General features: G+C 62.5%; 20 protein-coding genes and 1 tRNA gene. 7 read left to right on the top strand and 14 right to left on the bottom strand.

The window, feature by feature from the left end:
• Positions 1 to 46: 46 nt before the first annotated feature.
• Positions 47 to 2,293 (top strand): PAS domain S-box protein, encoded by a 2,247-nt coding sequence (locus tag AB5Y51_RS05280; RefSeq protein WP_368178129.1) that lies wholly within the window; start codon positions 47 to 49, stop codon positions 2,291 to 2,293.
• 64 nt (positions 2,294 to 2,357) lie between these two features.
• Here the strand turns inward: AB5Y51_RS05280 and deoD are convergent, their stop codons facing one another.
• The 7 genes from deoD to AB5Y51_RS05245 all read right to left on the bottom strand — a co-directional run bounded on the left by deoD (position 2,358) and on the right by AB5Y51_RS05245 (position 9,576).
• Entirely contained in the window at positions 2,358 to 3,074 is a 717-nt protein-coding gene (deoD, locus tag AB5Y51_RS05275; protein ID WP_005341325.1) for a purine-nucleoside phosphorylase, read from the bottom strand.
• A gap of 133 nt (positions 3,075 to 3,207) precedes the next feature.
• Positions 3,208 to 4,416 carry a phosphopentomutase gene (locus AB5Y51_RS05270; protein ID WP_039039948.1) on the bottom strand — a complete coding sequence of 403 codons (1,209 nt, stop codon included), beginning with the start codon at positions 4,414 to 4,416 and terminating at the stop codon, positions 3,208 to 3,210.
• Between the two features lie 14 nt (positions 4,417 to 4,430).
• Positions 4,431 to 5,762 (bottom strand): thymidine phosphorylase, encoded by a 1,332-nt coding sequence (gene deoA / locus AB5Y51_RS05265; protein ID WP_041210927.1) that lies wholly within the window; start codon positions 5,760 to 5,762, stop codon positions 4,431 to 4,433.
• Positions 5,763 to 5,844: 82 nt separating this feature from the next.
• Entirely contained in the window at positions 5,845 to 6,618 is a 774-nt protein-coding gene (gene deoC / locus AB5Y51_RS05260) for a deoxyribose-phosphate aldolase (protein WP_039039946.1), read from the bottom strand.
• Between the two features lie 387 nt (positions 6,619 to 7,005).
• Entirely contained in the window at positions 7,006 to 7,176 is a 171-nt protein-coding gene (locus tag AB5Y51_RS05255) for a XapX domain-containing protein (protein WP_010673027.1), read from the bottom strand.
• A gap of 123 nt (positions 7,177 to 7,299) precedes the next feature.
• Positions 7,300 to 8,574: a NupC/NupG family nucleoside CNT transporter gene (locus tag AB5Y51_RS05250; protein WP_039039944.1), complete on the bottom strand. Its 1,275-nt coding sequence runs from the start codon at positions 8,572 to 8,574 to the stop codon at positions 7,300 to 7,302.
• A gap of 213 nt (positions 8,575 to 8,787) precedes the next feature.
• A complete protein-coding gene (locus AB5Y51_RS05245; protein ID WP_368178128.1) occupies positions 8,788 to 9,576 on the bottom strand; it encodes a TatD family hydrolase in 789 nt (262 codons plus the stop codon).
• 40 nt (positions 9,577 to 9,616) lie between these two features.
• Between AB5Y51_RS05245 and tppF the strand changes: the two genes are divergently transcribed.
• Positions 9,617 to 10,231 carry a type IVa pilus pseudopilin TppF gene (tppF, locus tag AB5Y51_RS05240; protein WP_029313748.1) on the top strand — a complete coding sequence of 205 codons (615 nt, stop codon included), beginning with the start codon at positions 9,617 to 9,619 and terminating at the stop codon, positions 10,229 to 10,231.
• On the opposite strand, the gene AB5Y51_RS05235 is transcribed toward tppF, so the two are convergent.
• The 4 genes from AB5Y51_RS05235 to amt form a co-directional block, all read right to left on the bottom strand.
• A complete protein-coding gene (locus AB5Y51_RS05235) occupies positions 10,200 to 10,370 on the bottom strand; it encodes a DUF5363 family protein (RefSeq protein ID WP_164882078.1) in 171 nt (56 codons plus the stop codon). The two genes, tppF and AB5Y51_RS05235, sit on opposite strands and share 32 nt — an antisense overlap.
• An 81-nt stretch (positions 10,371 to 10,451) precedes the next feature.
• Positions 10,452 to 10,961 (bottom strand): N-acetyltransferase family protein, encoded by a 510-nt coding sequence (locus AB5Y51_RS05230; RefSeq protein WP_368178150.1) that lies wholly within the window; start codon positions 10,959 to 10,961, stop codon positions 10,452 to 10,454.
• 112 nt (positions 10,962 to 11,073) lie between these two features.
• Entirely contained in the window at positions 11,074 to 12,426 is a 1,353-nt protein-coding gene (rlmD, locus tag AB5Y51_RS05225) for a 23S rRNA (uracil(1939)-C(5))-methyltransferase RlmD (protein WP_368178127.1), read from the bottom strand.
• Between the two features lie 231 nt (positions 12,427 to 12,657).
• On the bottom strand, positions 12,658 to 14,085 hold the full coding sequence (gene amt, locus AB5Y51_RS05220; protein WP_010673021.1) for an ammonium transporter: 1,428 nt from the start codon (positions 14,083 to 14,085) through the stop codon (positions 12,658 to 12,660).
• 533 nt (positions 14,086 to 14,618) lie between these two features.
• Between amt and AB5Y51_RS05215 the strand changes: the two genes are divergently transcribed.
• Positions 14,619 to 14,987 carry a VOC family protein gene (locus tag AB5Y51_RS05215; RefSeq protein WP_045523149.1) on the top strand — a complete coding sequence of 123 codons (369 nt, stop codon included), beginning with the start codon at positions 14,619 to 14,621 and terminating at the stop codon, positions 14,985 to 14,987.
• Between the two features lie 233 nt (positions 14,988 to 15,220).
• Here AB5Y51_RS05215 and AB5Y51_RS05210 read toward each other — a convergent pair.
• Positions 15,221 to 15,305 (bottom strand) — tRNA-Leu (locus AB5Y51_RS05210).
• Between the two features lie 143 nt (positions 15,306 to 15,448).
• Here AB5Y51_RS05210 and AB5Y51_RS05205 point away from each other — a divergent pair.
• On the top strand, positions 15,449 to 15,961 hold the full coding sequence (locus AB5Y51_RS05205) for an RDD family protein (RefSeq protein WP_010672963.1): 513 nt from the start codon (positions 15,449 to 15,451) through the stop codon (positions 15,959 to 15,961).
• Positions 15,962 to 16,105: 144 nt separating this feature from the next.
• Here AB5Y51_RS05205 and lptG read toward each other — a convergent pair whose 3' ends face one another.
• A complete protein-coding gene (lptG, locus tag AB5Y51_RS05200; RefSeq protein WP_010672962.1) occupies positions 16,106 to 17,176 on the bottom strand; it encodes an LPS export ABC transporter permease LptG in 1,071 nt (356 codons plus the stop codon).
• Positions 17,177 to 17,201: 25 nt separating this feature from the next.
• Entirely contained in the window at positions 17,202 to 18,314 is a 1,113-nt protein-coding gene (gene lptF / locus AB5Y51_RS05195) for an LPS export ABC transporter permease LptF (protein ID WP_029313726.1), read from the bottom strand.
• A gap of 172 nt (positions 18,315 to 18,486) precedes the next feature.
• On the opposite strand from lptF, the gene pepA reads away from it, so the two are divergent.
• The 3 genes from pepA to AB5Y51_RS05180 all read left to right on the top strand — a co-directional run bounded on the left by pepA (position 18,487) and on the right by AB5Y51_RS05180 (position 23,541).
• Entirely contained in the window at positions 18,487 to 19,998 is a 1,512-nt protein-coding gene (gene pepA, locus AB5Y51_RS05190) for a leucyl aminopeptidase (RefSeq protein ID WP_010672960.1), read from the top strand.
• Between the two features lie 169 nt (positions 19,999 to 20,167).
• The gene (locus tag AB5Y51_RS05185; RefSeq protein ID WP_010672959.1) at positions 20,168 to 20,623 is read left to right on the top strand and encodes a DNA polymerase III subunit chi; all 456 of its coding nucleotides are present in this window, start codon (positions 20,168 to 20,170) and stop codon (positions 20,621 to 20,623) included.
• Between the two features lie 65 nt (positions 20,624 to 20,688).
• Complete coding sequence (locus tag AB5Y51_RS05180) at positions 20,689 to 23,541, top strand: valine--tRNA ligase (RefSeq protein WP_368178126.1); 2,853 nt, start codon at positions 20,689 to 20,691, stop codon at positions 23,539 to 23,541.
• Positions 23,542 to 23,618: the final 77 nt, after the last annotated feature.

Genomic DNA, 23,618 nt, shown 5'->3' with positions numbered 1-23,618 from the left:
TCCGGCTTGTATATAACACTGGCAAGATCACTGGCAGGAGAGCCACATGATTGCCCCCCCCTTGCCGCGGGATGAACACAGTCGACTGGAACGACTGCGCATCCTCGGCCTGCTCGACCACGAGCCCATCGATCAGCTTGATCGCCTCACCCGGCTCATCACCCGCCATTTCGCACTCCCCATCGCCATGGTCTCCCTGACCGACGTGAACAGGCAGTGGTTTCTCGCCCGCACCGGGGTCGATATGTGCGAGATCAACCGGGAGCACTCCTTCTGCGGTCATGCCATTTTGCGCCCCGAGATCATGCAGGTACCGGATGCCAGACGGGATCTCCGCTTTGCCGACAATCCGCTGGTGACCGATGATCCCGGCGTGGTCTTCTACGCCGGTCGACCCCTGCGCGCCCTCGATGGCGTGGTGCTCGGCACCCTCTGCCTGGTGGACCATGTGCCACGCCATCTCGACGAAGATGCCTGCCGGGATCTCGACGACTTCGGCCGCCTGGTGGAGAACACCCTGCACGATCTGGAGCGGCGCCACCAGGTGCGCACCCTCAACCAGGTGCTGGAAGACAAGGAGCATCTCTTCACCCTCACCTTCAACCAGTCGTCGGTGGGCATGGCCCTCTCCTCCCTCGAGGGGAAATGGCTGAGAGCCAACCCGGGGCTGGAGCGGCTGCTCGGTTACAGCGAGCACGAGATGCTGAGCCGGACCTGGCTCGCCATGACCCATCCCGAAGATCTGCAGCGGGAGCAGCCCTTGTTCGATGCCCTGATCGCGGGGCAACGGCAGGATTACCGGCTGGAGAAGCGGATGATCCGGGCCGATGGCACCCAGTGCTGGGTCCAGCTCAGCGTGACCCTCTGCCAGAGCCGTACCATGGCCCCCCACATGATCGCCGTGTTTGCCGACCTCACCGAGCGCAAACAGGCCGAAGCCGAACTCGTGCGGCTGCAGCAAGGGCTCGAGCAGCAGGTGCAGTCACGGACCAGTGAGCTCTCCCGCACGGTGGAGCAGTTGCATCAGGAGATGCGCGAGCGCGGCGCCATGCAGCAACAGCTGTGGCAGGAGCAGCGCCGTCTGCAGCACATGCTGGAGCACACCAGCAATGCCTTCCTCGAGCTCGATGCCGATTTCATCATCACAGGCTGGAACCCGGCCTCCACCACCCTGCTCGGCTGGCACGCCGACGAGATGCTGGGCCGTCCCCTCTTCGGGCTGCTCGGCGCCGATCACCCCCTGCTGAGCCTGTCAGGCAACCCGCAGAGTCCGCCACGGCGGCTGGAGTGCGACATCGGCACCCGCACAGGCCGGCACATCCCGGTCGAGGTGATCGCCGAGCGCTACCAGTTCGACGGCAAGGTGCGCCTCGCCCTCTTCCTGCACGACATCTCCGCCCGCCGCCAGGTGCTCGCGGAGATCGAGCGTGGCCGGGCCCGGCTGCGGGCCATCACCGATGGCCTGCCGGTCACCATCAGCATGGTGTCACCCGAGGGGCGTTACCTCTTCGCCAACCAGGCCTATTGCCGCTACTTCGGCCTCGATACCGAACAGATGCGGGAGATGAGCGTGCGGGACGTCATCGGCGAGGAGGCCCACGACAGGGCCATGGCCTATGTGGCAAAGGCCCTCGCTGGTGAGCAGGTGAGTTTCGAGCGCCGCTTCGATCTGCCCATAGGTCAGCGTGACCTCAGGATCACCATGATCCCGAGCCGGGGCGACGAGCCCGGGGTCTACATCCTTGGCAGCGACATCACCGAGTTCAAGGCGCTGCAAAGCCAGCTGGAACACGAGGCGGCTCACGACCCCCTCACCGGCCTGCCCAACCGGCGCGCCTTCACCCTGCGCCTCTCCCGGGAACTGGAGCGGGTACGCCAGAATGCCGAACCCCTGGGGCTGCTGTTCCTCGATCTCGACGGCTTCAAGGGGATCAACGACAGGCTGGGCCACCATGTCGGCGATGCCCTGTTGCAACGCTTCGCCCAGGTGCTGAGTGCCGAGGTGCGCCCGGGGGACATGGTGGCGCGCCTGGCCGGTGACGAGTTCACCATCATACTGCCTGCCCTGCGCCAACCCGCGCAGGAGCTGCCTGCCCTGTGCGAGCGGCTGCTGGCGGCCATGGCGGTTCCTGGAGACGTGGCCGGTCATCGGCTGCCCCTTGCCGGCAGCATAGGGGGCGCCCTCTGCCACTCGGGCCAGTATTGTCACATCGACGATCTGCTGCACCGGGCCGATGCCGCCATGTACCAGGCCAAACAGGCGGGCAAGGGGCGCTTCGCCCTCGATCTCTGACCGTGCTTCGCAAAAATGCAAAACGGCGGCCCGAGGGCCACCGTTTTTTTATGCGCGAGGGGGATCAGTTGTCACCCAGCAGGACGGAGTCCAGCGCGATTTCGATCATGTCGTTGAAGGTCAGCTGACGCTCTTCGGAGGTGGTCTGCTCACCAGTACGGATATGGTCGGAGACGGTGCAGATGGTCAGCGCCTTGGCACCGTACTCGGCGGCCACGCCATAGATACCAGCGGCTTCCATCTCGACACCCAGGATGCCGTATTTTTCCATGACGTCGAACATGGAGGGGTCCGGGGTGTAGAACAGATCGGCGGAGAAGATGTTGCCCACGCGCACGGCCACGCCCTTGTTCTTGGCGGCCTGAACGGCATTGGCCACCAGGTCGAAGTCGGCGATGGCGGCGAAGTCGTGATCCTTGAAGCGCAGACGGTTCACTTTGGAGTCGGTGCATGCACCCATGCCGATCACCACGTCACGCAGTTTCACGTCTTCACGCACGGCACCGCAGGAGCCCACGCGGATCAGGGTCTTCACGCCGTAGTCGGTGATCAGCTCTTTTGCGTAGATGGAGCAGGACGGGATGCCCATGCCGTGACCCATGACGGAGATGCGACGACCCTTGTAGGTGCCGGTGAAACCGAACATGTTGCGCACGTCGCACACCTGCTCGACGTTCTCCAGGAAGGTTTCGGCGATGTACTTGGCACGCAGGGGGTCGCCCGGCATCAGCACGGTATCAGCAAAGGCGCCATCTTTCGCATTGATATGAGGAGTTGCCATTCTCTTTATTCCTTCACACTAGGTTGAGTTTTATTGTCTTTATGGATTGTCCGCTGCCTGCACGGCGGCGGTACATTACAGGAAACCGGGGCCCTGTGGCACCCCGGGCAGGCGAACCGGCCCGGGGTCACCATCACAGGAAGCTGGTACCGTATTGCAGCTTGGGCAGGCCGTGGTAGGCCGCGATGCTCTGGCCGATGTCGGCGAAGGTCTCGCGACGACCGACGGAGCCCGCCTTGACCGGCTTGCCGTAGAACAGTACCGGAATGTATTCGCGGGTGTGGTCGGTACCGCTCCAGGTCGGGTCACAGCCGTGGTCGGCGGTCAGCACCACCACGTCGCCATCCTGCAGCAGGTCGAACAGCTCCGGCAGGCGGGAGTCGAAGTACTCCAGCGCATCGGCGTAGCCCTTGACATCACGGCGGTGACCGTAGGAGGAGTCGAAGTCCACGAAGTTCGTGAAGACGATGGTCTGGTCACCGGCCGCTTTCACCTCTTCCAGAGTCCTGTCCCACAGCTCGGTCAGACCGGTCCCCTTCACCTGCTTGGTGATGCCCTGCTGGGCATAGATGTCGGCGATCTTGCCGATGGAGACCACCTGGCCACCCGCTTCCTTCATGTAGTCCAGCACGGTCGGCGCCGGCGGCAGCACGGAGTAGTCGTGGCGGTTGCCGGTGCGCTTGAAGTTGCCCTTGCCGCTGCCCACGAACGGACGCGCGATGACGCGGCCGATGTTGTAGGGCTCCAGCAGCTCGCGCACGATGTGGCACAGCTCATAGAGCTTCTCGAGGCCATAGGTCTCTTCGTGGCAGGCAATCTGGAACACGGAGTCGGCAGAGGTGTAGAGGATCGGCTTGCCGGTGCGCATGTGCTCTTCGCCCAGATCGTCCAGCACCTGGGTACCGGAGGCGTGGCAGTTGCCCAGATACCCGGGCAGACCGGCCTTCTCGACGATGGCATCCAGCAGCTCCTGCGGGAAGCTATTGTGATGGTCGTGGAAATAACCCCACTCGAACAAGACGGGCACGCCGGCAATCTCCCAGTGACCGGACGGGGTGTCCTTGCCGGAGGAGAGCTCCTGGGCAAAGCCGTAGGCACCGATCACCTCGACATCCTTGTTCAGTCCGGCCGGGAAGGTGCCGCTGGCGAGTTCGCCCGCGTGGCCCAGACCCAGCTTGCTGAGGTTTGGCAGGTTGAGAGCGCCACGGCCCTCGATCTCACCGGCGGCGCACGCCTTGGCGATATGGCCAAGGGTATTGGCACCCACGTCGCCGAACTTGTCGGCATCGGCGGCAGCACCAATACCGAAAGAGTCCATCATCAGAATAAAGGTACGTTTCATGGGACTTCCCCTTGTTACAAATCAGCCAGACCGATGCGACGGTAAACCTCGGGCAGCGCCTCTGGTCGGGTGTCGCCGATCTTCACGGCAGCCTGCACCATGCGGGCAGCCTCGGCAAATTGAGCTTCTGTCTGAGCGTGGATCAGGGCGAGCGGCTTGTCAGCATCGACGCTCTGACCCAGGCGGATAAAGTCGGTCAGACCGACGGCATAATCGAGTTTGTCGGCGGCGGCGCGGCGACCGCCCCCCATGGCGACCACCGCCAGGCCTAGTTCACGGGTATCCATCGCGGTGACGAATCCGCTGTGGGCCGCGTAGACGGGGCGCACGATGGCGGCTTTGGGCAGGTAGGCGTCATAACGCTCCATGAAGTCCGCCGGGCCACCGAGGCCGGTCACCATGCGACCGAAGATCTCGGCGGCCTTGCCGTTGTCGAGCACCGCCTGCAACCTGGTGCGGGCATCGCCGTCATCGCTGGCAAGACCGGCGGAGATCAGCATCTCGGCACACAGGGCCATGGTCACTTCATGGATGCGCGGGTTGCGATACTCACCGGTCAGGTAGCGCACCGCTTCGCGCACTTCCACGGCGTTGCCGGCGCTGGAGGCCAGCACCTGGTTCATGTCGGTCAGGAGTGCAGAGGTGCGGCAGCCGGCACCGTTGGCCACGGCGACGATGCTCCTGGCCAGTTCCTCGGAGGCTTCAAAGGTCGGCATAAAGGCGCCGGAGCCCACCTTCACGTCCATCACCAGGGCTTCGAGCCCGGAGGCAAGCTTCTTGGAGAGGATGGAGCCGGTGATCATGGCAATGGACTCGACGGTGGCGGTGATATCCCGTACTGCATAGATACGCTTGTCCGCCGGGGCGAGATCGCCGGTCTGGCCGATGATGGCGACCCCCGCCTCTTTCACCACTTTCAGGAAGCGGTCGTTGTCGACCGAGGTCTGGTAGCCGGGAATGGCGTCCAGCTTGTCCAGGGTACCGCCGGTGTGACCGAGACCACGGCCGGAGATCATGGGCACGAAACCGCCGCACGCAGCGACCATGGGGCCCAGCATCAGGGAGACCACGTCACCCACACCGCCGGTGGAGTGCTTGTCGACGATGGGGCCGCCCAGATTGAGGTGATCCCAGGTCAGCACCATGCCGGAGTCGCGCATGGCGCAGGTCAGGGCGACCCGCTCATCCATGGTCATGTCCTTGAAGTAGACCGCCATGGCCAGGGCCGCGATCTGCCCCTCGCCGATGGTGTTGTTGGTAATGCCCTGGACGAAGAATTGAATCTCTTGGGTACTGAGCGCTTCACCGTTGCGCTTCTTGCGAATAATTTCTTGAGGCAAAAACATCTTTCATTCCCTCCGTGCATCACGCACGAACACAGACCGAACCAGATCCGAAAGGGGGCGGCGCACCGCCCCCTGCCGCCGCTTAGTAACCGCTGGTATTGGCAGGCTTGTCGCCATGCCCCAGGGTCGCCAGCAGGCTGGCCAGCAGACTGGAGGCACCGAAACGGAAGGTGCGGGCGGATACCCAGTCCTTGCCCAGGATCTCTTCGGCCATGGCCAGATACTGACCCGCCACGGCGGCGTCTTTCACGCCACCAGCCGGCTTGAAGCCCACTTTCGGGTTCTTGGCCTTGATCACTTCCATCATGATGCGGGCCGCTTCAGGGGTCGCGTTCACCGGCACCTTGCCGGTGGAGGTCTTGATGAAATCGGCACCGGCGTCGATGGAGATCTCGGAGGCGCGACGGATCAGCGCCTCTTCCTTCAACTCGCCGGTCTCGATGATCACTTTCAGCAGTACCTTGGCGCCGCAGGCTTCCTTACATGCTTTGACCAGATCGAAGCCGACCTGTTCATTGCCGGCCATGAAGGCGCGGTACGGGAAGACCACGTCCACCTCGTCGGCACCGTAGGCCACGGCGGCACGGGTCTCGGCCACGGCGATCTCGATGTCGTCGTTGCCGTGGGGGAAGTTGGTCACGGTCGCGATGCGCACGTCGGCGGCGCCGATGTCACGCAGGGTCTTGCGCGCGATGGGGATGAAACGGGGGTAGATGCAGACGGCGGCGGTCAGGCCGGCCGGAGACTTGGCCTTGTGGCACAGGTCGATCACCTTCTGATCGGTGTCGTCATCGTTCAGGGTGGTCAGGTCCATCAGGTTCAGGGCGCGTTGGGCGGCCACTTTCAGATCAGTCATGCTATGTCTCCAAAGTCTTGTTAAGCCCCATCACCCGCGATCGGCTTCACCGAACACCAAGGGTCGGCAGAGACGTTCCCGGAGCAACGGGATATGGAATTGCAGCGCAAATGCACAGGCAATACGGCTGCAAATAAGGCAAGAGCCCTGTCACTTTCTTACAAAAGTGCGGACTTGGTTCCATGAAGACTTGAGAAAGGCCGACTACGCAGACCCGACTTCCCAATCAATTCCATTTGACCGCCAACACCCGGATTCACCGGGCATTAGTCAATGCCAGCACCCTGCTGGCATCGCCTATTTCAGCCGAGATACCCCGTGTTTGCAAGCCGGATTTGCCAATTTCAGAGGTACCTCACACCCGGCAAATCCAGCGCTGGAAGGCGCTTAAGAGAAGAAGCGGGTCAGGATCCAGGAGTAGGCAATGCCCCCCAGATAAACCCCCACGATCCCCATGACGCCGGAGAGGACGGGCGGCGCCGGTATCGGCAACTTGAGGAAAGAAAACAACACCCCAACGATAAAGCCGGCCGCCATAGCCAGTAGCACTTCATTCATAGAACCTCCGATTTGACTCACTTTATTATTAGTCTTGACAGGAAAACGGTTGTCACCACCCCAAACGAGAACGCCACAGCAAATCGCTGTGGCGTTCGTCTTTATCCTGTCAGTCAGGCGATGTTACATGCCGGACAGCGCCAGGAAGAAGCCTGCGATGGTCGCAGACATCAGGTTGGACAGGGAACCTGCCAGCACGGCCTTCAGACCGAACTTGGCGATGGTGCCGCGACGGTTCGGTGCCATGGAGCCCAGACCACCCAGCAGGATGGCGACGGAGGACAGGTTGGCGAAGCCGCACAGGGCGAAGGAGATGATCGCCTTGGTGTGCTCGGACATGGCCACACCGTTGATCAGCACTTCATCCTTCAGGTAGGGAGCGAAGTTCAGGTAGGCCACGAACTCGTTGACCACCAGCTTCTGACCGATGAAGGAACCGGCCACGACCGCTTCGCTCCAGGGCACGCCGATCAGGAAGGCCAGCGGGGAGAACAGCCAGCCCAGCAGCAGCTCCAGGGAGAGTTGCGGGTAACCGAACCAGCCGCCCACACCGGAGAAGATGCCGTTGATCATGGCGATGAGGCCGATGAAGGCCAGCAGCATGGCACCCACGTTCAGGGCCAGTTGCAGACCGGCGGAGGCACCGGCGGCAGCGGCGTCGATCACGTTGGCAGGCTTGTCGTCCAGCTCACCTTCTGCGGTGTTCTCGTCGTAGCTCGGGGTCTCGGTTTCCGGTACCAGCAGCTTGGCGAACAGCAGACCACCCGGGGCAGCCATGAAGGAGGCGGCGATCAGGTATTCCATCTTGACACCCATGGAGGCGTAACCGGCCAGTACGGAGCCGGCAACGGAAGCCAGACCACCACACATGACGGCGAACAGCTCGGAGTCGGTCATCTTGGAGATGAAGGGACGTACCACCAGCGGGGCTTCGGTCTGACCGACGAAGATGTTGGCAGTGGCGGAGAGGGATTCGGTACGAGAGGTGCCCAGCACCTTCTGCAGACCGCCGCCCAGCAGCTTGATCACCCACTGCATGATGCCGAGGTAGTAGAGTACCGCGATCAGGGAAGAGAAGAAGATGATGACGGGCAGGACGCGGAAGGCGAAGACGAAGCCACCGCCACCGAACACTTCGAACATCTTGTTGCCAACCAGACCACCGAACAGGAATTCGATGCCGTTCTGGCCATAACCGATGACGCTGGAGACGGCGTCGGACACGCCTACCAGGATGTCACGACCGACCGGCACGTAGAGCACGAAGGCCCCCAGACCGGCCTGGATGGCAAAGGCGCCACCTACGGTACGAATTTTGATTGCCTTGCGGTTGCTGGAGAACAGCACCGCAATCAGGACGAGCGTCGCCATCCCTACCAGACCCATTATCAGATTCATTATTAACACTTCCTCTTTAGTAGCACCTGCCAGCTTGTTAACGATTTGTGTATTGAAGCCGCTAATCAAGGGTGCGCATTATACTAATTACGGTGCGACAAAATAGAATACTGGTCACATTTTATAAGCCACAAATGGCCTGAACATCGTTTAATTAGACCGCAAACGATTTTTATGGGCCCTGTTTTTTATCACTCGGTCATCATTTGATAATCAAATGTTAATTTCATGATTTCCTGGGGGGAACAGCCGCCGGGTGGAGTCATGTAACACCGAAATAACATCCTCCAGCGGTTGCTGCCGCAATTGTGCCAACAAGCGGGCTATGGTCGGCAGGCTGGCTGGCGTGTTCACCTCCCCCTGCTGGCCTTGCAGCGGCATGTCGGGAGCGTCAGTTTCCAGCAGCAAGGCCTCCAGCGGCATCTGGCGTATCGCCTCCCGGGTCTTGTTGGCCCGCTCATAGCTGATGACCCCCCCGATCCCCAGCCTGAAACCCAGTTGCCAGAACACCTCCGCCTGATGCAGGGAGCCGCTGAAGGCGTGAATGACCCCCCCTTGTGGCGGAGTGAAGCGCCGCAGGATCTTGGCGACCGTGTCGTTGGCACGCACCGAGTGGACGATGAGGGGCAGCTCATGCGCCATGGCCAGTCGCACCTGCGCCTCGAACATCTCGACCTGCCCCTCCTGCGGCACATGGGAGCGCAGATCCAGCCCGCACTCCCCCACGGCCACCAGCCCACGGGGCCGACTCGCCAGCAGGGTCTCCAGCCGGGTCAGTGCATCCCGGGGCTGCTTGCCCACATACCAGGGATGGATCCCCAGGCCATAGCGGATCTCGTCGTGGCGTCCGGCCAGCGCCATCACCCGCCCCCAGTTTTCCTCTCCCACGGCGGGGATGATATACTCGCCCACCCCCAGCTGGCGCCACCGGGTCAGCAGCGCCTCCCTATCGGCGTCAAAGACCGGAAAATCGAGGTGGCAGTGGGTGTCTATCAATTCCATGTCGCGCTTACCTGTCTGTCGTACTCAATGGGTTCATTCCATGCCAACACACGTTTCCCGAGGCTTTACCCTGATAGAACTGGTGCTGGTCATCATCGTGCTGGGGATCCTGGCCGTGACCGCCCTGCCCCGCTTCATCAACATCCAGGACGACGGGCTCAAGAGCAGCGTCTCGGCCACGGCGGGCAGCTTTGCCAGTGCCGCCCGGCTCGCCCACGCCGGCTGGGCGGTCAAGGTTAAGGGGGAGCCTCTGGCACTCTACAACTTTAGCGGCATGGGCAGGCAGGATCTCGACATCAACAGCCATGGCTGGCCGGTTGGCACCAAGGAGGACCAGGGAGGTCAGGGGCCCGATACCGTCTTCCCCGGTGGCGACAGCGATCAGATCTCCGTCAGCAGCCGGGACGACTGCGAGAGCCTGTTTGGCGCCCTGCTCGATACCGATCTGACGGTGGCCGATGAGTTGCACCAGGATTCAGACAGTGACTACATCTCCCGGCTCATCCCGGCAGACGCTCAGGCTGACGGCGCCCTTCGTCACGACAACTGCCGCTATACCCTGCGCAGCTCCGTTGGCCGCTTCCCGGCATACCCCGACGGGCTCTCGTTCGACTACAACAGCGTCACTGGCGCCGTGACCCGCCAGTTCCAGTGAGGTCGTCGCCCTTCTCCGGGCGCTTCTCGTCTTCATCATGGCGTACCGGCGCGCAGCAGCGCCGGTTCTCCGGTGTGAGTCCCCACTCCTGGCACCAGGCATCGTAGCGAGCCAGCCAACGCAGCAATATCCCCTTCATGGGCGCCTCCTTGTCTTGATGGTTTCCCCACAAGCCTGCCCCAATCCAACTCCCCAGACCAGCATCTCGGGGCTAGCGGCGTCATGGCCTGTCCAGCGGCAGCAGCAGCCCCATGGAAATCTCGTCCACATAGCCCTCGTCCAGCCGATAGGCCTGCCGTCTCACCCCTTCCTCCACGAACCCGCACTTGCGATACAAGGCGTGGGCCACCTCGTTGTGGGCCATCACTCCCAGCTCCAGCCGGTGGATACCGAGATCCCTCGCGGTCGCGATCAGGGTACGCAGCAACCGTTCCCCCCATCCCTGCCCACGCGCCCCCGAACGCAGCCCCATCACCACCAGGGCGCAGTGGCGGTTGCGTGCCAGGCCGCCACCAAGGAGCGCGGCAAACCCTTGCACCTCCCCCGCCAGCTCCAGCAGCCACATGGCCTGATTGGGGGCCGCGACCATGGCCTCGAGCCGCCTGCGCTGCCCCTCAATGTCCGAGGGGCGCTCTCCCGCTTCATACAGCATGAAGCGGGTCTCCCTGTCCAGTTGCCCGAAGAAGCGATCCAGCACCGCCGCATCCTCCACCCCTGCCATACGAATCATCACGCCGACCTCCCTGCCTGGTGGTTCTGCCGACCACGACCATAAAAAAAACGACTCCCTCAGGAGTCGTTTTTATCAGAGCCATCTGGCTAACGCCACGCCCTCGGCCCGATCAGGCTTTCGCTGGCAGGCTCAGGCGAGCAACTGCTTCGACGTGCATGGAGTGCGGGAACATATCGACCGGCTGCACCTCGTCCAGCACGAAGCCCTGCTTGACCAGCCAGGCGAGATCGCGGGCCAGGGTCTGGGGGTTGCAGGAGACATAGACCAGACGGCGCGGCGCCATGGCCACCAGCGTCTGCAATACCGCCTTGTCACAGCCTTTGCGCGGCGGATCCATCACCACCACATCGGCGCTCACCCCTTCGGCGTGCAGGGCAGGCATCAGCTGCTCCGCCTTGCCCACGTGGAACTCGGTCTGCTCGATGCCGTTGAGGGCCGCATTGCGACGGGCGTCGCTGATGGCGCTCTCCACCGACTCGATCCCCACCACCTTGGCGGCCTTGCCTGCCAGGAACAGGGAGATGGTGCCGATGCCGCAATAGATGTCGAACACCGTCTCGCTGCCGGTCAGCTCGCAATACTCCAGCGCCTTGGAGTAGAGCACGTCGGTCTGGCTCGGGTTGTTCTGGAAGAAGGAGAGGGGCGAGATCTCGAATTCGAGCTCGTGGATCTTGTCGCGGATCACCCCGCTGCCCAGCAGCACCCGGTTCTTGTCACCCAGGATGCGGTTGGTGCGCGCCTCGTTGATGTTCTGCACCAGGGTGGTGACCGGCAGATCCGCCAGGGCCGCCAGCAGCTCGGCTTCGAACGGCAGCGCTTCGCCCAGGGTCACCAGCACCACCATCAGCTCGCCGCTCTTGAAGCCCTTGCGGGTCATCAGGTTGCGCACGCAGCCGGTGTGGGCCACCTCGTCATAGGCCGCGATGTCGTGCTCGCGCATCCAGTTGCGTACCCGGGCATTGAGCTCCACGTGCAGCGAGTCCTGCACCGCGCAATCATCGGCGGTGATGAGGTCATGGGAGTGCTTGCGGTAGAAGCCGATCTCGGCGCCCGCCTCGCTGCCACGCACCGCGTACTGGGCCTTGTTGCGATAGGCAAACGGCGTCTCCATGCCGAGGATGGGGTTGACCACGGCCTCACCCAGCCCGACCTGCTCCAGTGCGCTCTGCACCAGGCTCTGCTTGAGGGCAAGCTGGGCCGGATAGGCCAGCGGGCGCACCTGGCAGCCACCGCACTCGGTGTTGGGGCAAAAATCGGCCACCCGATCGACGGAGGGCTGGGTCAGCTCGACCAGCTTGCCGTGCAGGTAGTTCGGTTTGACCTCGGTCAACTCGACCAGCGCCTGCTCACCGGGCAGCAGACCCTCGACAAACAGGGGGCGATCGAACAGGCGACCCTTGCCATCCCCCTTGTCGGTCAGTTCCAGAATATCGATCTGATGTTGGTGTCCCACTAACGGCATGAGCGGCTCCGAAGGCATGAAAGAGAGGGTGACGACGGGGCAGACCCGACGACCCCGAATAAAGGGTGGCAGAGTTTAGCGGAGATCCGCCCAAAATGCAGGCATAAAAGACCCTGCAAACACAAATAGCGACCCCGGCCACCAGCGGCCCGGTCCGGGCAGCCTGGCCAGCCCGCCCCAATAAAAAAACCGCCGGACGGGGCCGGCGGTATGACATTCATGGCAGCAGGATCAATGGCTGTAGGCTTTCTCGCCGTGACTGGTCACGTCCAGCCCTTCGCGCTCGGCATCTTCCTTCACCCGCAGACCGATCAGCAGGTCCACCAGCTTGTAGGCCACGGCCGAGACCAGGGCGGTCCAGACCACGGTCACCCCCACGCCGATGACCTGTACCTTGACCTGGGCCAGGATGGAGTATCCCTCGGCCACCTGGTTGGTCACATAGTCCCACACCCCGGTGCCACCCAGATCCGGGCTGGCGAACACCCCGGTCAGCACGGCCCCCAGGATCCCGCACACCCCGTGCAGGCCGAACACGTCCAGGCTGTCATCGGCCCCCAGCAGACGCTTGAGACCGTGCACGCCCCACAGACCGGCCACCCCGCTGAGCAGGCCGATGATGAGGGCGCCCCCCACACCGACGAAACCGGCGGCAGGGGTGATGGCGACCAGACCCGCCACCGCACCGGAGACAGCGCCAAGCAGGGAGGGACGGCCCTTCATCGCCCACTCGGCGAAGGTCCAGGAGAGGGCGGCAGCGGCCGGTGCGATCCAGGTGTTGGCGAAGGCCAGGGCCGCCGTGCCGTTGGCTTCGAGGGAGGAGCCTGCGTTGAAGCCGAACCAGCCGAACCAGAGCAGGGCGGCCCCGATCATGGTCATGGTCAGGCTGTGGGGGGTCATGGGGTCACGGCCATAGCCAACCCGTTTGCCCACCATGAAGGCCCCAACCAGACCGGCCACCGCGGCGTTGATGTGCACCACGGTGCCGCCGGCGAAGTCCAGAGCGCCGTGCTGGAACAGATAGCCTGCGGTGGCACCGGCCGCTTCGGCGGCGGCCGCATCCGTGTAGGCATCCGGACCCGCCCAGTACCACACCATGTGCGCCATCGGGATATAGGCGAAGGTGAACCAGATCACCGCGAACAGCAGCACCGCCGAGAACTTCATCCGCTCGGCAAAGCCGCCGACGATGAGCCCGCAGGTGATGGCGGCAAAGGCACCCTGGAACACCACGTAGATGAACTCGCTGATCCCGACCCCCTTGCTGAAGGTGGCGGCGATGGAATCCGGCGTCACCCCCATCAACAGCACCTTGTCGAAGGAGCCGTAGAAGGCGCCGCCCTCGGTGAAGGCCAGGGAGTAGCCGTAGACCACCCAGAGGACGGTGATGAGGCAGAACAGGGTGAACACCTGCATCAGCACGCTCAGCATGTTCTTGGCGCGCACCAGGCCGCCGTAAAAGAGGGCGAGGCCCGGCACGGACATCAGGATCACCAGGGCCGCTGCCACCATCAGCCAGGTATTGTCCCCCTTGTTGATGGTCACGGTCGCGGCCGCCTGTACCACATCGGCCTGCGCGGCCACCTCTTCGGCCCAGCCCGGGGCGGCCATGGTGGCGGCCAGCGCCAGCAGGCCAGTCATTACGAGTCTCTTGAACATACAGCCCTCTCCTTGTCGTCCCGGCATCCGGGTCCATTTCCTGATATGCATTTCCAACCTGGCCACCTGCCCACCGTACCTGTGTGGCTCACGGAGACATCATGGCGACATGACATGGGGAAAGCATAAAGCAGGCCAAGAAAAATAATCCTTTTATTTCATGGCGTTATGTTTTTATCACATTCAACACGCACCATCTTGGCGCACGATGCCCGGTTACAGAGGGAAAATCGCACTTTGGCTGTGCATTGCCGGGAAAATGCACCAGGATGACCCAACCACCTCACAATGACGGGGCGAACCCGTGGTGATGTCACCCTGGCAGGCTTATCTATCCCGCTAAGGTATTTATGAAATAAATGAAATGGGCCATACCATGGTGAAATCAAATGAGGCTGACGGCCAATATCCCCCCACCCGAGGGGCACAAGCACGATAAGAGTGCAAACTCGCGCCATTCGTCTGGCCTGCCCCGAAATGCCCGGTCATACTGGCAAGCCATCTTCCCCTGTTCCCAGCGCCGCGAGGAGCCCATGCCCAATCTCAACGTGACCGAAATCAAGGCCTTCGTGCCTGCCCGGGATTTCACACTGTCAAAACAGTTCTATCAGGATCTCGGCTTTACCCTGGCCTCCGATGGCGACGGCGTGGCCTATTTTCATCTCGGCAACGCAAGCTTCCTGCTGCAGGATGGCAACCCCCCGGGGCTGGCCGAGCAGCTCATGATGCACCTCCTGGTGGAGGACGTGGCCGCCTGGCAGGCCCAAGTGGAGGCGAGCCAGGTCGCCGCCCGCTATGGCGTCAGGGTCACGGAGCTCGTCACCCAGCCGTGGCGCATGAAGGAGTTCTGTCTGTACGACCCCTCAGGCGTGCTGTGGCGCATCGCGCAGAATATCGACTGAGGAGATGGCAGTCCGAGAGGTTGATGGCCTGACAGCCTGTGGGTCTGAAGGTCTGAAGGTCTGAAGGTCTGAGGGTCTGAGGGTCTGAGGGTCTGTGGGTCTGTGGGTCTGTGGGTCTGTGGGTCTGTGGGTCTGTGGGTTTGTGGGTCTGTGGGTCTGTGGGTACACCTCTTCGCACCGCCCGGAAAAACAAAAGGCCATCCGCGAGGATGGCCTTTTGTCATGGAATCTGATGGTGCCCGGGGTCGGACTCGAACCGACACGTATTGCTACGGCGGATTTTGAATCCGCTGCGTCTACCGATTTCGCCACCCGGGCAGCTGCGAGGGATTATACGAATGGCGCTTGGCCATGCAAGGTGTTTTTCTTGCGCCCACCGTTGTTTGCTCATTTATTCAACGCCTTGCCGATGCCAGGCCAGTTACATAGAATGCCCGCATCATATTAATGGAATAATCATCATGGCCAAGCGCAAGACCCCCTCCCCTCTCCAGCCTGCTCCCCGGCATCCGTCTGCCGGTCTGCTGCGCCGTCTCGGCGCCCTGCTCTATGACTATCTGGTGGTGATTGCCCTGCTGATCATCGCCGGCTTCATCGGCATGGGTGTGGCCCACCTGCTGCTGGCCACCGGCATGGCGCACGTTCCCGAGGGCAAGGATGCCGCCTGGCTGCTCACCAGCCCCCTCTACAGCGCCTGGCTGGCCTTCGTCATCTGCGGTTTCTACACCTGGTTCTGGGTCCGCGCCGGCCAGACCATCGGCATGCGGGCCTGGCGCCTGCGCATCCAGAACCTGGACGGCAGCAACATTCGCGTCACCCAGGCCCTGATCCGGCTCGCCACCTCGGCCTTTGGCCTGGGCAACCTGCTGTGTGTGTTCAATCGCGCCCGCCCCCGCGCCTTCCAGGACATCTGGGCCGAGTGCGAGGTGGTGGTGCTTGGCAAGACGGAAAACCTGGAGCAGCTCAATCGCTGATCCCAAGACGGCAACGAAAAAGGGCACCCAGAGGTGCCCTTTTTGTTGACCAGAACTGACGGCTTGCAGCCCAGAACCTTGACGGAAACGGTGCATCGAGAGCAATGGCCGCCTGTTGTCAGCAGCCCGCCGTCCTTCAGGCCGCTACTGCTTGCGGCTCAGGATATAGAAGGAGATGCCGCCAAACAGCAGGCTGGGTGCGATGGCCGCGAGGATGGGCGGGACCGCATAGACCAGGCTGACCGGGCCGAACACCCTGTCGCTCACATAGACCGCGAAGCCGGTCATGATCCCCATCAGCATCCGCGCCCCCATGCTCACCGAGCGCAGCGGGCCGAAGATGAAGGAGGAGGCGAGCAGTATCATGGCCACCACGGAGAGCGGTGAGAGCAGCTTGCGCCACATCTCCAGCTTGTAGCGTCCGGCATCCTGCTTGTTGGCATCCAGATAACCGATGTAGTCCCGCAGCCCCGAGATGGGCAGGTTCTCGGGATCGATGCTGACCACCCCGAGCTGCTTGGGGGTCAGCTCGGATTGCCAGGCCATCTGGGCATGCTCTTCGTCCTGGATCCGGGTGGGATCGTCAAACCGGGTGATGTGCACCTGTTTCAGCAGCCAGTGGTGATCCTCGAACACCCCCTCCTTCGCCTGCACCACGTCGATCAGGTTGCGGGACGGAGTGAAGCGGTAGAGGGTGATGCCGGTCAGGGCGCCATCGTTGCGCACCCCGTTGATATTGACGAAGTTGTTGCCATCCCGTGCCCAGACCCCGTAGGCCGAGACGGTCAGCCGCCCTTCCGACATGGCCCCCGCCTTGATGTCATCCGCCATCCGCTTGGCGGCCGGTGCGACGTACTCGCCCATCAGCCCCACCAGCAGCATCAGGGGAATGGCGGTCTTGAGCGCCGCCATGACGATGCTGATCTTGGAGCGACCCGCCGCCTGCATCACCACCAGCTCGGAGCTGGTCGCGAGCTGGCCCAGACCGATGAGGCCACCGAGCAGGGCCGCCAGGGGGAAGAAGAGCACCGCCTCCTTGGGCATGGAGAGCAGCACGTAGTAGAGGGCGTTGAGCATGTCGTAGTTGCCTTCCCCGACCGCCTTCAACTGCTCCACGTACTTGATGAGCGCGGCCAGCCCGACCAGGGTCAGCTCGCACAGCAGGATCGACATGAAGATGACCCTGCCTATGTATCTATCGAGAATGCCGAACATCAGCAGAGACTCCCAGGTTGCAGCATCATGCTGACTTTCTCTTGAACAATTGCCCTTTGACCCCGTTCCACCAGCTGGTGCCCTGCAGGTTGAGAGGCAACCCTATCAGCAGCAGATAGACCAGGGGCACCAGGAACATCCCGGGCCAGTGGGGCAGACGCCCGCTGTCGATGGCCGACCGGGCGGCGCTGAGCAGCAGGAAATAGGAGAGATAGAGCAGGATGGCCGGCAGCAGCTTGGCGTAACGCCCCTGACGGGGATTGACCCGCGCCATCGGCACCACCAGGAAGGTGAGCACCAGTATGGAGAGGGGCAGCGACAGGCGCCACTGCAATTCGGCCATCAGCTGGTTGTCCTGGGTACCGAGCAATGCCAGGGTCGGCTTGGCCGCCGCCTTGCGGTTGGATCGCTCCATCTCCTGCTGGCGGATCACCAGGCTGTATTCACGGAACTCCGAGACCTGGAACTGCTTGCCGGTGAAATGCCCCTCGTAGCGCGAGCCATCCTTCAGGGTCAGCCACTGCAAGCCGTTGCTGTCGGCAGTCACCTGCCCCTCGTTGGCCACCACCACTGACGGGGGTGAGCCCCCCTCGGCCCGTTGCAGCACGAAGATTTTCTGCAACTCCGACCCCTTGTCGTTCAGATCCTGGATGTAGGCCACCAGGCGCCCCTTGTCGAGCTCCATGAAGCGGCCGGCCTGCAGGAAAGAGATACCGGGATCGGCCTTGAACTCGTCGATCACCTGGTACTCCCGCTCCTTGGCCTGGGGGGCGACCCACCCGGTGTTGAACGCCGCGACGGCGGCGGTCAGCAGGGCCAGCACCAGGGCGCTGCCCATGATGAAACGGTGACTGAAACCCACCGCGTGCATCACCGTCATCTCGCTTTCAGCGTACAAACGGCCGTGAGCAAACAGAATGGCTAAAAACAGACTGATAGGCAGCATCAACAACGCCATATTCGGCAGGTTGAGCAGCAGGAGGGTGGATACCAGGCGCGTCGGCACCTCACCATCGGCGGCATCGCCAATGATCTGGATAAATTGCTGGCTGACGAAGATAAGCAGCAGCACGAACAGCACCGCCAGCTGGGTTTTCAGGGTCTCCCTGAACAAATATCGGAAAACGATCACAGTCATTCCCAAGTAAACTTGTGTTTTTAGTCGAATGCCTGAAAAATAGGGCCCTATATTGGATTTTTACCAGTTTGAACTGCGGAGCCTGTGACTGTTCGCTCCGCCTCTGATACCCCAACAAGCACCGCATTATTCAATAAATGGTGCCTTTTGTCTTTAGGATGTAGGAGATTCCATGGAGTTCAGTGTAAAGAGTGGCAGTCCTGAGAAGCAACGCAGTGCCTGCGTCGTGGTCGGCGTTTTTGAGCCCCGCCGCCTCTCTCCGGTTGCCGAACAGCTGGACAAGATCAGCGACGGCTACCTCAGCTCGCTGCTGCGCCGTGGCGACCTGGAAGGGAAACCGGGCCAGATGCTGCTGCTGCATCAAGTACCGGGCGTGCTCAGCGAGCGCGTACTGCTGGTCGGGTGCGGCAAGGAGCGCGAACTCGACGAGCGCCAGTACAAGCAGATCATCAACAAGACCATCACCACCCTGAACGAAACCGGCTCCATGGAAGCGGTCTGCTTCCTGACCGAGCTGCACGTCAAGGGTCGGGATACCTACTGGAAGGTGCGTCAGGCGGTGGAAACCACCAAGGCGGGCCTCTACAGCTTCGATCAGTTCAAGACCAACAAGGCCGAGCCACGTCGTCCGCTGCGCAAGCTGGTCTTCAACGTGCCGACGCGTCGGGAACTGACCATAGGCGAGCGCGCCATCAACCACGGCCTGGCCGTGGCGAAAGGGGTGCGCATCTGCCGCGACGTGGCGAACATGCCGCCCAACGTCTGCAATCCCGCCTACCTCGCCTCCCAGGCCCGCCGTCTGGCGGATGCCTATGACAACATCACCACCAGGGTGGTGGGGGAGCAGGAGATGGCCGAGCTCGGCATGAACTCCTACCTCGCAGTGGCCCGCGGCTCCGAGAACGAAGCCATGATGGCCATCATCGAGTACAAGGGCAACGCCGACGCCAAGCCCATCGTGCTGGTGGGCAAGGGGCTGACCTTCGACTCCGGCGGCATCTCCATCAAGCCGGCAGACGGCATGGACGAGATGAAGTACGACATGGGTGGCGCCGCCTCCGTGCTCGGCACCATGCACGCCCTGGCCCAGTTGCAGCTGCCCATCAACGTCATCGGCGTGCTGGCGGGCTGCGAGAACATGCCGGGGGGCAACGCCTACCGCCCCGGTGACATCCTCACTACCATGTCCGGCCAGACCGTCGAGGTGCTCAACACCGACGCCGAAGGCCGCCTGGTGCTGTGCGATGCCCTCACCTATGTGGACCGCTACGATCCCGAGACCGTGATCGACGTGGCGACCCTGACCGGTGCCTGCATCATCGCCCTGGGCCACCATACCTCTGGCCTCTTGGCGAACCACAACCCCCTGGCCCACGAGCTGCTCAACGCCTCCGAACAGGCCGGCGATCGCGCCTGGCGCCTGCCCCTGTTCGACGAGTATCAGGAGCAGCTGGAAAGCCCGTTCGCGGACATGGCCAACATCGGTGGCCGTCCGGCCGGTACCATCACCGCCGCCGCCTTCCTGTCGCGCTTCACCAAGAAGTACAACTGGGCCCACCTGGATATCGCAGGAACCGCCTGGAAGAGCGGCAAGGAGAAGGGCTCCACCGGCCGTCCTGTGCCCCTGCTGACCCAGTTCCTGCTCAACCGGGCCGGCGTGGCGGACGTCGAAGACAAGGAGTGATCCCCTTCCCCATCGACTCGAAGAGCGATGCGAGAAGGCGTTACCCTGTATCACAAGGAAGAGGCCTGCCTCTTCCTTGTTTCATTGAGAGAATCCGGGAAGTCCGTGCCAGACGCGGCTCCCGAAGACGGCCAATCGCTGTCCGTCACAGCCAAACGGGACCGACCTGATGAGCCAAGTGACCTTTTACCTGATGAGCCAGCCCGATGATGCGGATGCCTCCGCCGTCGAGCGCCTCGCCTGCCAACTTGCGGCCGATGGCTGGAGCGCAGGCCACCTCTATCTGCTGTGCGAGGACGAGGCCCAGGCCCTGCGTCTGGACGAGCTGTTGTGGCAGTTGCCGCCGGATCGCTTCGTGCCGCACCAGTTGCAGGGGGAGAGCGGTCAGGCTCCGGTGGAGATAGGCCATCAGCCGCCACGGCGGCGCTATGCCTGCCTCATCAACCTGGCCCGGCAGACACCTTTGTTTGCAGGACACTTCGCTCAAGTGGTAGATTTTGTCCCCACTGACGAAACGCAAAAGCAGCAAGCCCGCGAGCGCTACAAGCACTATCGCCAGGCGGGCCATACCCTCGAGATGAGGGATCAGCCCGTCCTTGCCGCACCGGATCCGGCGCAGCCCTGACTGTGCCACCCTCGATCCACGACGAATCAACACCAGAATCCATCCATCCAGAATACGGCGAGACCATGGAAAAGACTTTTAATCACAACGCCATCGAACAGGCGCTCTATCAGCACTGGGAAGCCCAGGGTTACTTCAAGCCCCACGGCGACACCAGCAAAGACTCCTTCTGCATCATGATCCCGCCGCCGAACGTCACCGGCAGCCTGCACATGGGTCACGCCTTCCAGCAAACCCTGATGGATACCCTGATCCGCTACAACCGCATGCAGGGCAAGAACACCCTGTGGCAGGCGGGTACCGACCACGCCGGTATCGCCACTCAGATGGTGGTTGAACGCAAGATCGCTGCAGAAGAGGGCAAGACCCGCCACGATTACGGCCGGGAAGCCTTCATCGACAAGATCTGGCAGTGGAAGGAAGAGTCCGGCGGCACCATCACCCGCCAGATGCGCCGTCTGGGTGACTCCGTGGATTGGGAGCGCGAGCGCTTCACCATGGATGAAGGCCTCTCCGCCGCCGTACAGGAAGTGTTTGTCCGTCTCTACGAAGATGGCCTGATGTACCGTGGCAAGCGTCTGGTGAACTGGGATCCCAAGCTCAACACCGCCATCTCCGACCTGGAAGTGGAAAACCGCGAGATCAAGGGCCACATGTGGCACCTGCGCTACCCGCTGGCCAACGGCGCCAAGACCGCCGAAGGCCAGGATCACCTGATCGTCGCCACCACCCGTCCGGAGACCATGCTGGGTGATACCGCCGTCGCGGTAAACCCGGAAGACCCGCGCTACAAGGCGCTGATCGGTCAGCACATTCTGCTGCCGCTGGTGAACCGTCTGATCCCCATCGTTGCCGACGAACACGCCGACATGGAGAAGGGCACCGGCTGCGTGAAGATCACTCCGGCCCACGACTTCAACGACAACGAAGTGGGCAAGCGCCACAACCTGCCGATGATCAACATCTTCACCCTGGACGCCCACGTGCGTGCCGAGGCCGAAGTGGTCGATACCAATGGCAACCCGAGCACCGCCTATGACGCCGCCCTGCCGACCGAGTTCGCCGGGATGGAGCGCTTCGCCGCCCGCAAGGCCATCGTCGCCAAGCTGGACGAGCTGGGCCTCCTGGCCGAGATCAAGGATCATGTGCTGCAACAGCCTTACGGCGATCGCGGCGGCGTGCCCATCGAGCCCATGCTGACCGACCAGTGGTACGTGCGCGTGGCCCCCATGGCCAAGACCGCCATCGAGGCGGTGGAAGATGGCCGCATCCAGTTCGTGCCGAAGCAGTACGAAAACATGTACTTCTCCTGGATGCGCGACATTCAGGACTGGTGCGTCTCCCGTCAGCTGTGGTGGGGTCACCGCATCCCGGCCTGGTATGACGATGCCGGCAACGTCTACGTGGGCCGCAACGAAGAGGAAGTGCGCGCCAAGCACAGCATCCCGTCCGTGACCGTGCTGCGTCAGGACGAAGACGTGCTCGACACCTGGTTCAGCTCCGCCCTGTGGACCTTCTCCACCCTGGGCTGGCCGAACAACACCGAGGCACTCAAGACCTTCCACCCGACCGACGTGCTGATGAGCGGCTTCGACATCATCTTCTTCTGGATTGCCCGGATGATCATGATGACCATGCACTTCATCAAGGACGAGAACGGCCAGCCGCAAGTCCCGTTCAAGACCGTCTACATCACCGGCCTCATCCGTGACGAAGAAGGCCAGAAGATGTCCAAGTCCAAGGGCAACGTGCTGGACCCCCTCGACATGATCGACGGCATCTCCCTGGAAGACCTGCTGGAGAAGCGCACCGGCAACATGATGCAGCCGCAGATGGCCGAGAAGATCGCCAAGCGCACCGCCAAGCAGTTCCCGGAAGGGATCAATGCCCACGGCACCGACGCCCTGCGCTTCACCCTGGCGGCGCTGGCCTCCACCGGTCGTGACATCAACTGGGACATGAAGCGCCTGGATGGCTACAACAACTTCTGCAACAAGCTGTGGAACGCCTCCCGCTATGTGCTGATGAACACCGAAGATCAGGATTGCGGCTTTGCCGGTGGCGAGATGCAGTTCAGCCTGGCGGATCGCTGGATCCAGTCCCAGCTGCAAGTGGCCATCCGTGACTTCCGCACCGCCCTCGATACCTACCGCTTCGACATCGCTGCAGGCGTCTTGTACGAATTTATCTGGAACCAGTTCTGTGACTGGTATCTGGAGCTGACCAAGCCGGTACTGACCAAGGGCTCCGAGGCCGAGCAGCGCGCTGCCCGCCACACCCTCGTCAGTGTCCTCGAGACCCTGCTGCGCCTGGCACACCCGATCATCCCGTTCATCACCGAAACCATCTGGAAATCGGTCGCCCCGCTGGCCGGCGTGCACGCCGACACCATCATGATTCAGGCTTTCCCGGAATTCGACGCCGCCAAGGTGGACGACGCCGCGATGGCGGATCAGGAGTGGGTGAAGGAGTTCATCGTCAGCATACGCAACATCCGCGCCGAGATGAACGTGGCGCCGAGCGTGCCCCTCAACGTGCTGCTCCAGTGCGATGCCAAGGATACCCAGCGCGCCCAGGGCAACGAGGCCTTCCTCAAATCCCTGGCCCGTCTGGAATCCATTCGCGTGCTTGGCGCAGGTGAAACCGCCCCGTTGTCGGTGAAGAAGCTGATCGGCGCTACCGAGCTGATGATCCCGATGGCTGGTCTCATCGACAAGGAAGCCGAGCTGGCCCGTCTGGCCAAAGAGGTGGCCCGTCTGGTGGGCGAGTGCGGCCGCATCGAAGGCAAGCTCGGCAACGAGGCCTTCGTCGCCAAGGCGCCGGAAGCGGTCATCATCAAGGAGCGCGAGAAGCTGGAAGATTACCGTCTCCAGCTGACCAAGCTGGAAGCCCAGCAGGCCGAGATCGCAGCGCTCTAAGCCACAGCGCAACATGACAAGCCCCCGTTTATCGGGGGCTTTTTCATGTCATGGGTTCAGTTCTCCCTCTCCTGCCC

It is taken from the genome of Aeromonas sp. R7-1 (assembly GCF_040908115.1).
Taxonomy (GTDB): domain Bacteria; phylum Pseudomonadota; class Gammaproteobacteria; order Enterobacterales; family Aeromonadaceae; genus Aeromonas; species Aeromonas caviae.
Note: the sequence above shows the minus strand (reverse complement) of the source record. Positions and strands in the feature narration are given on the sequence as shown.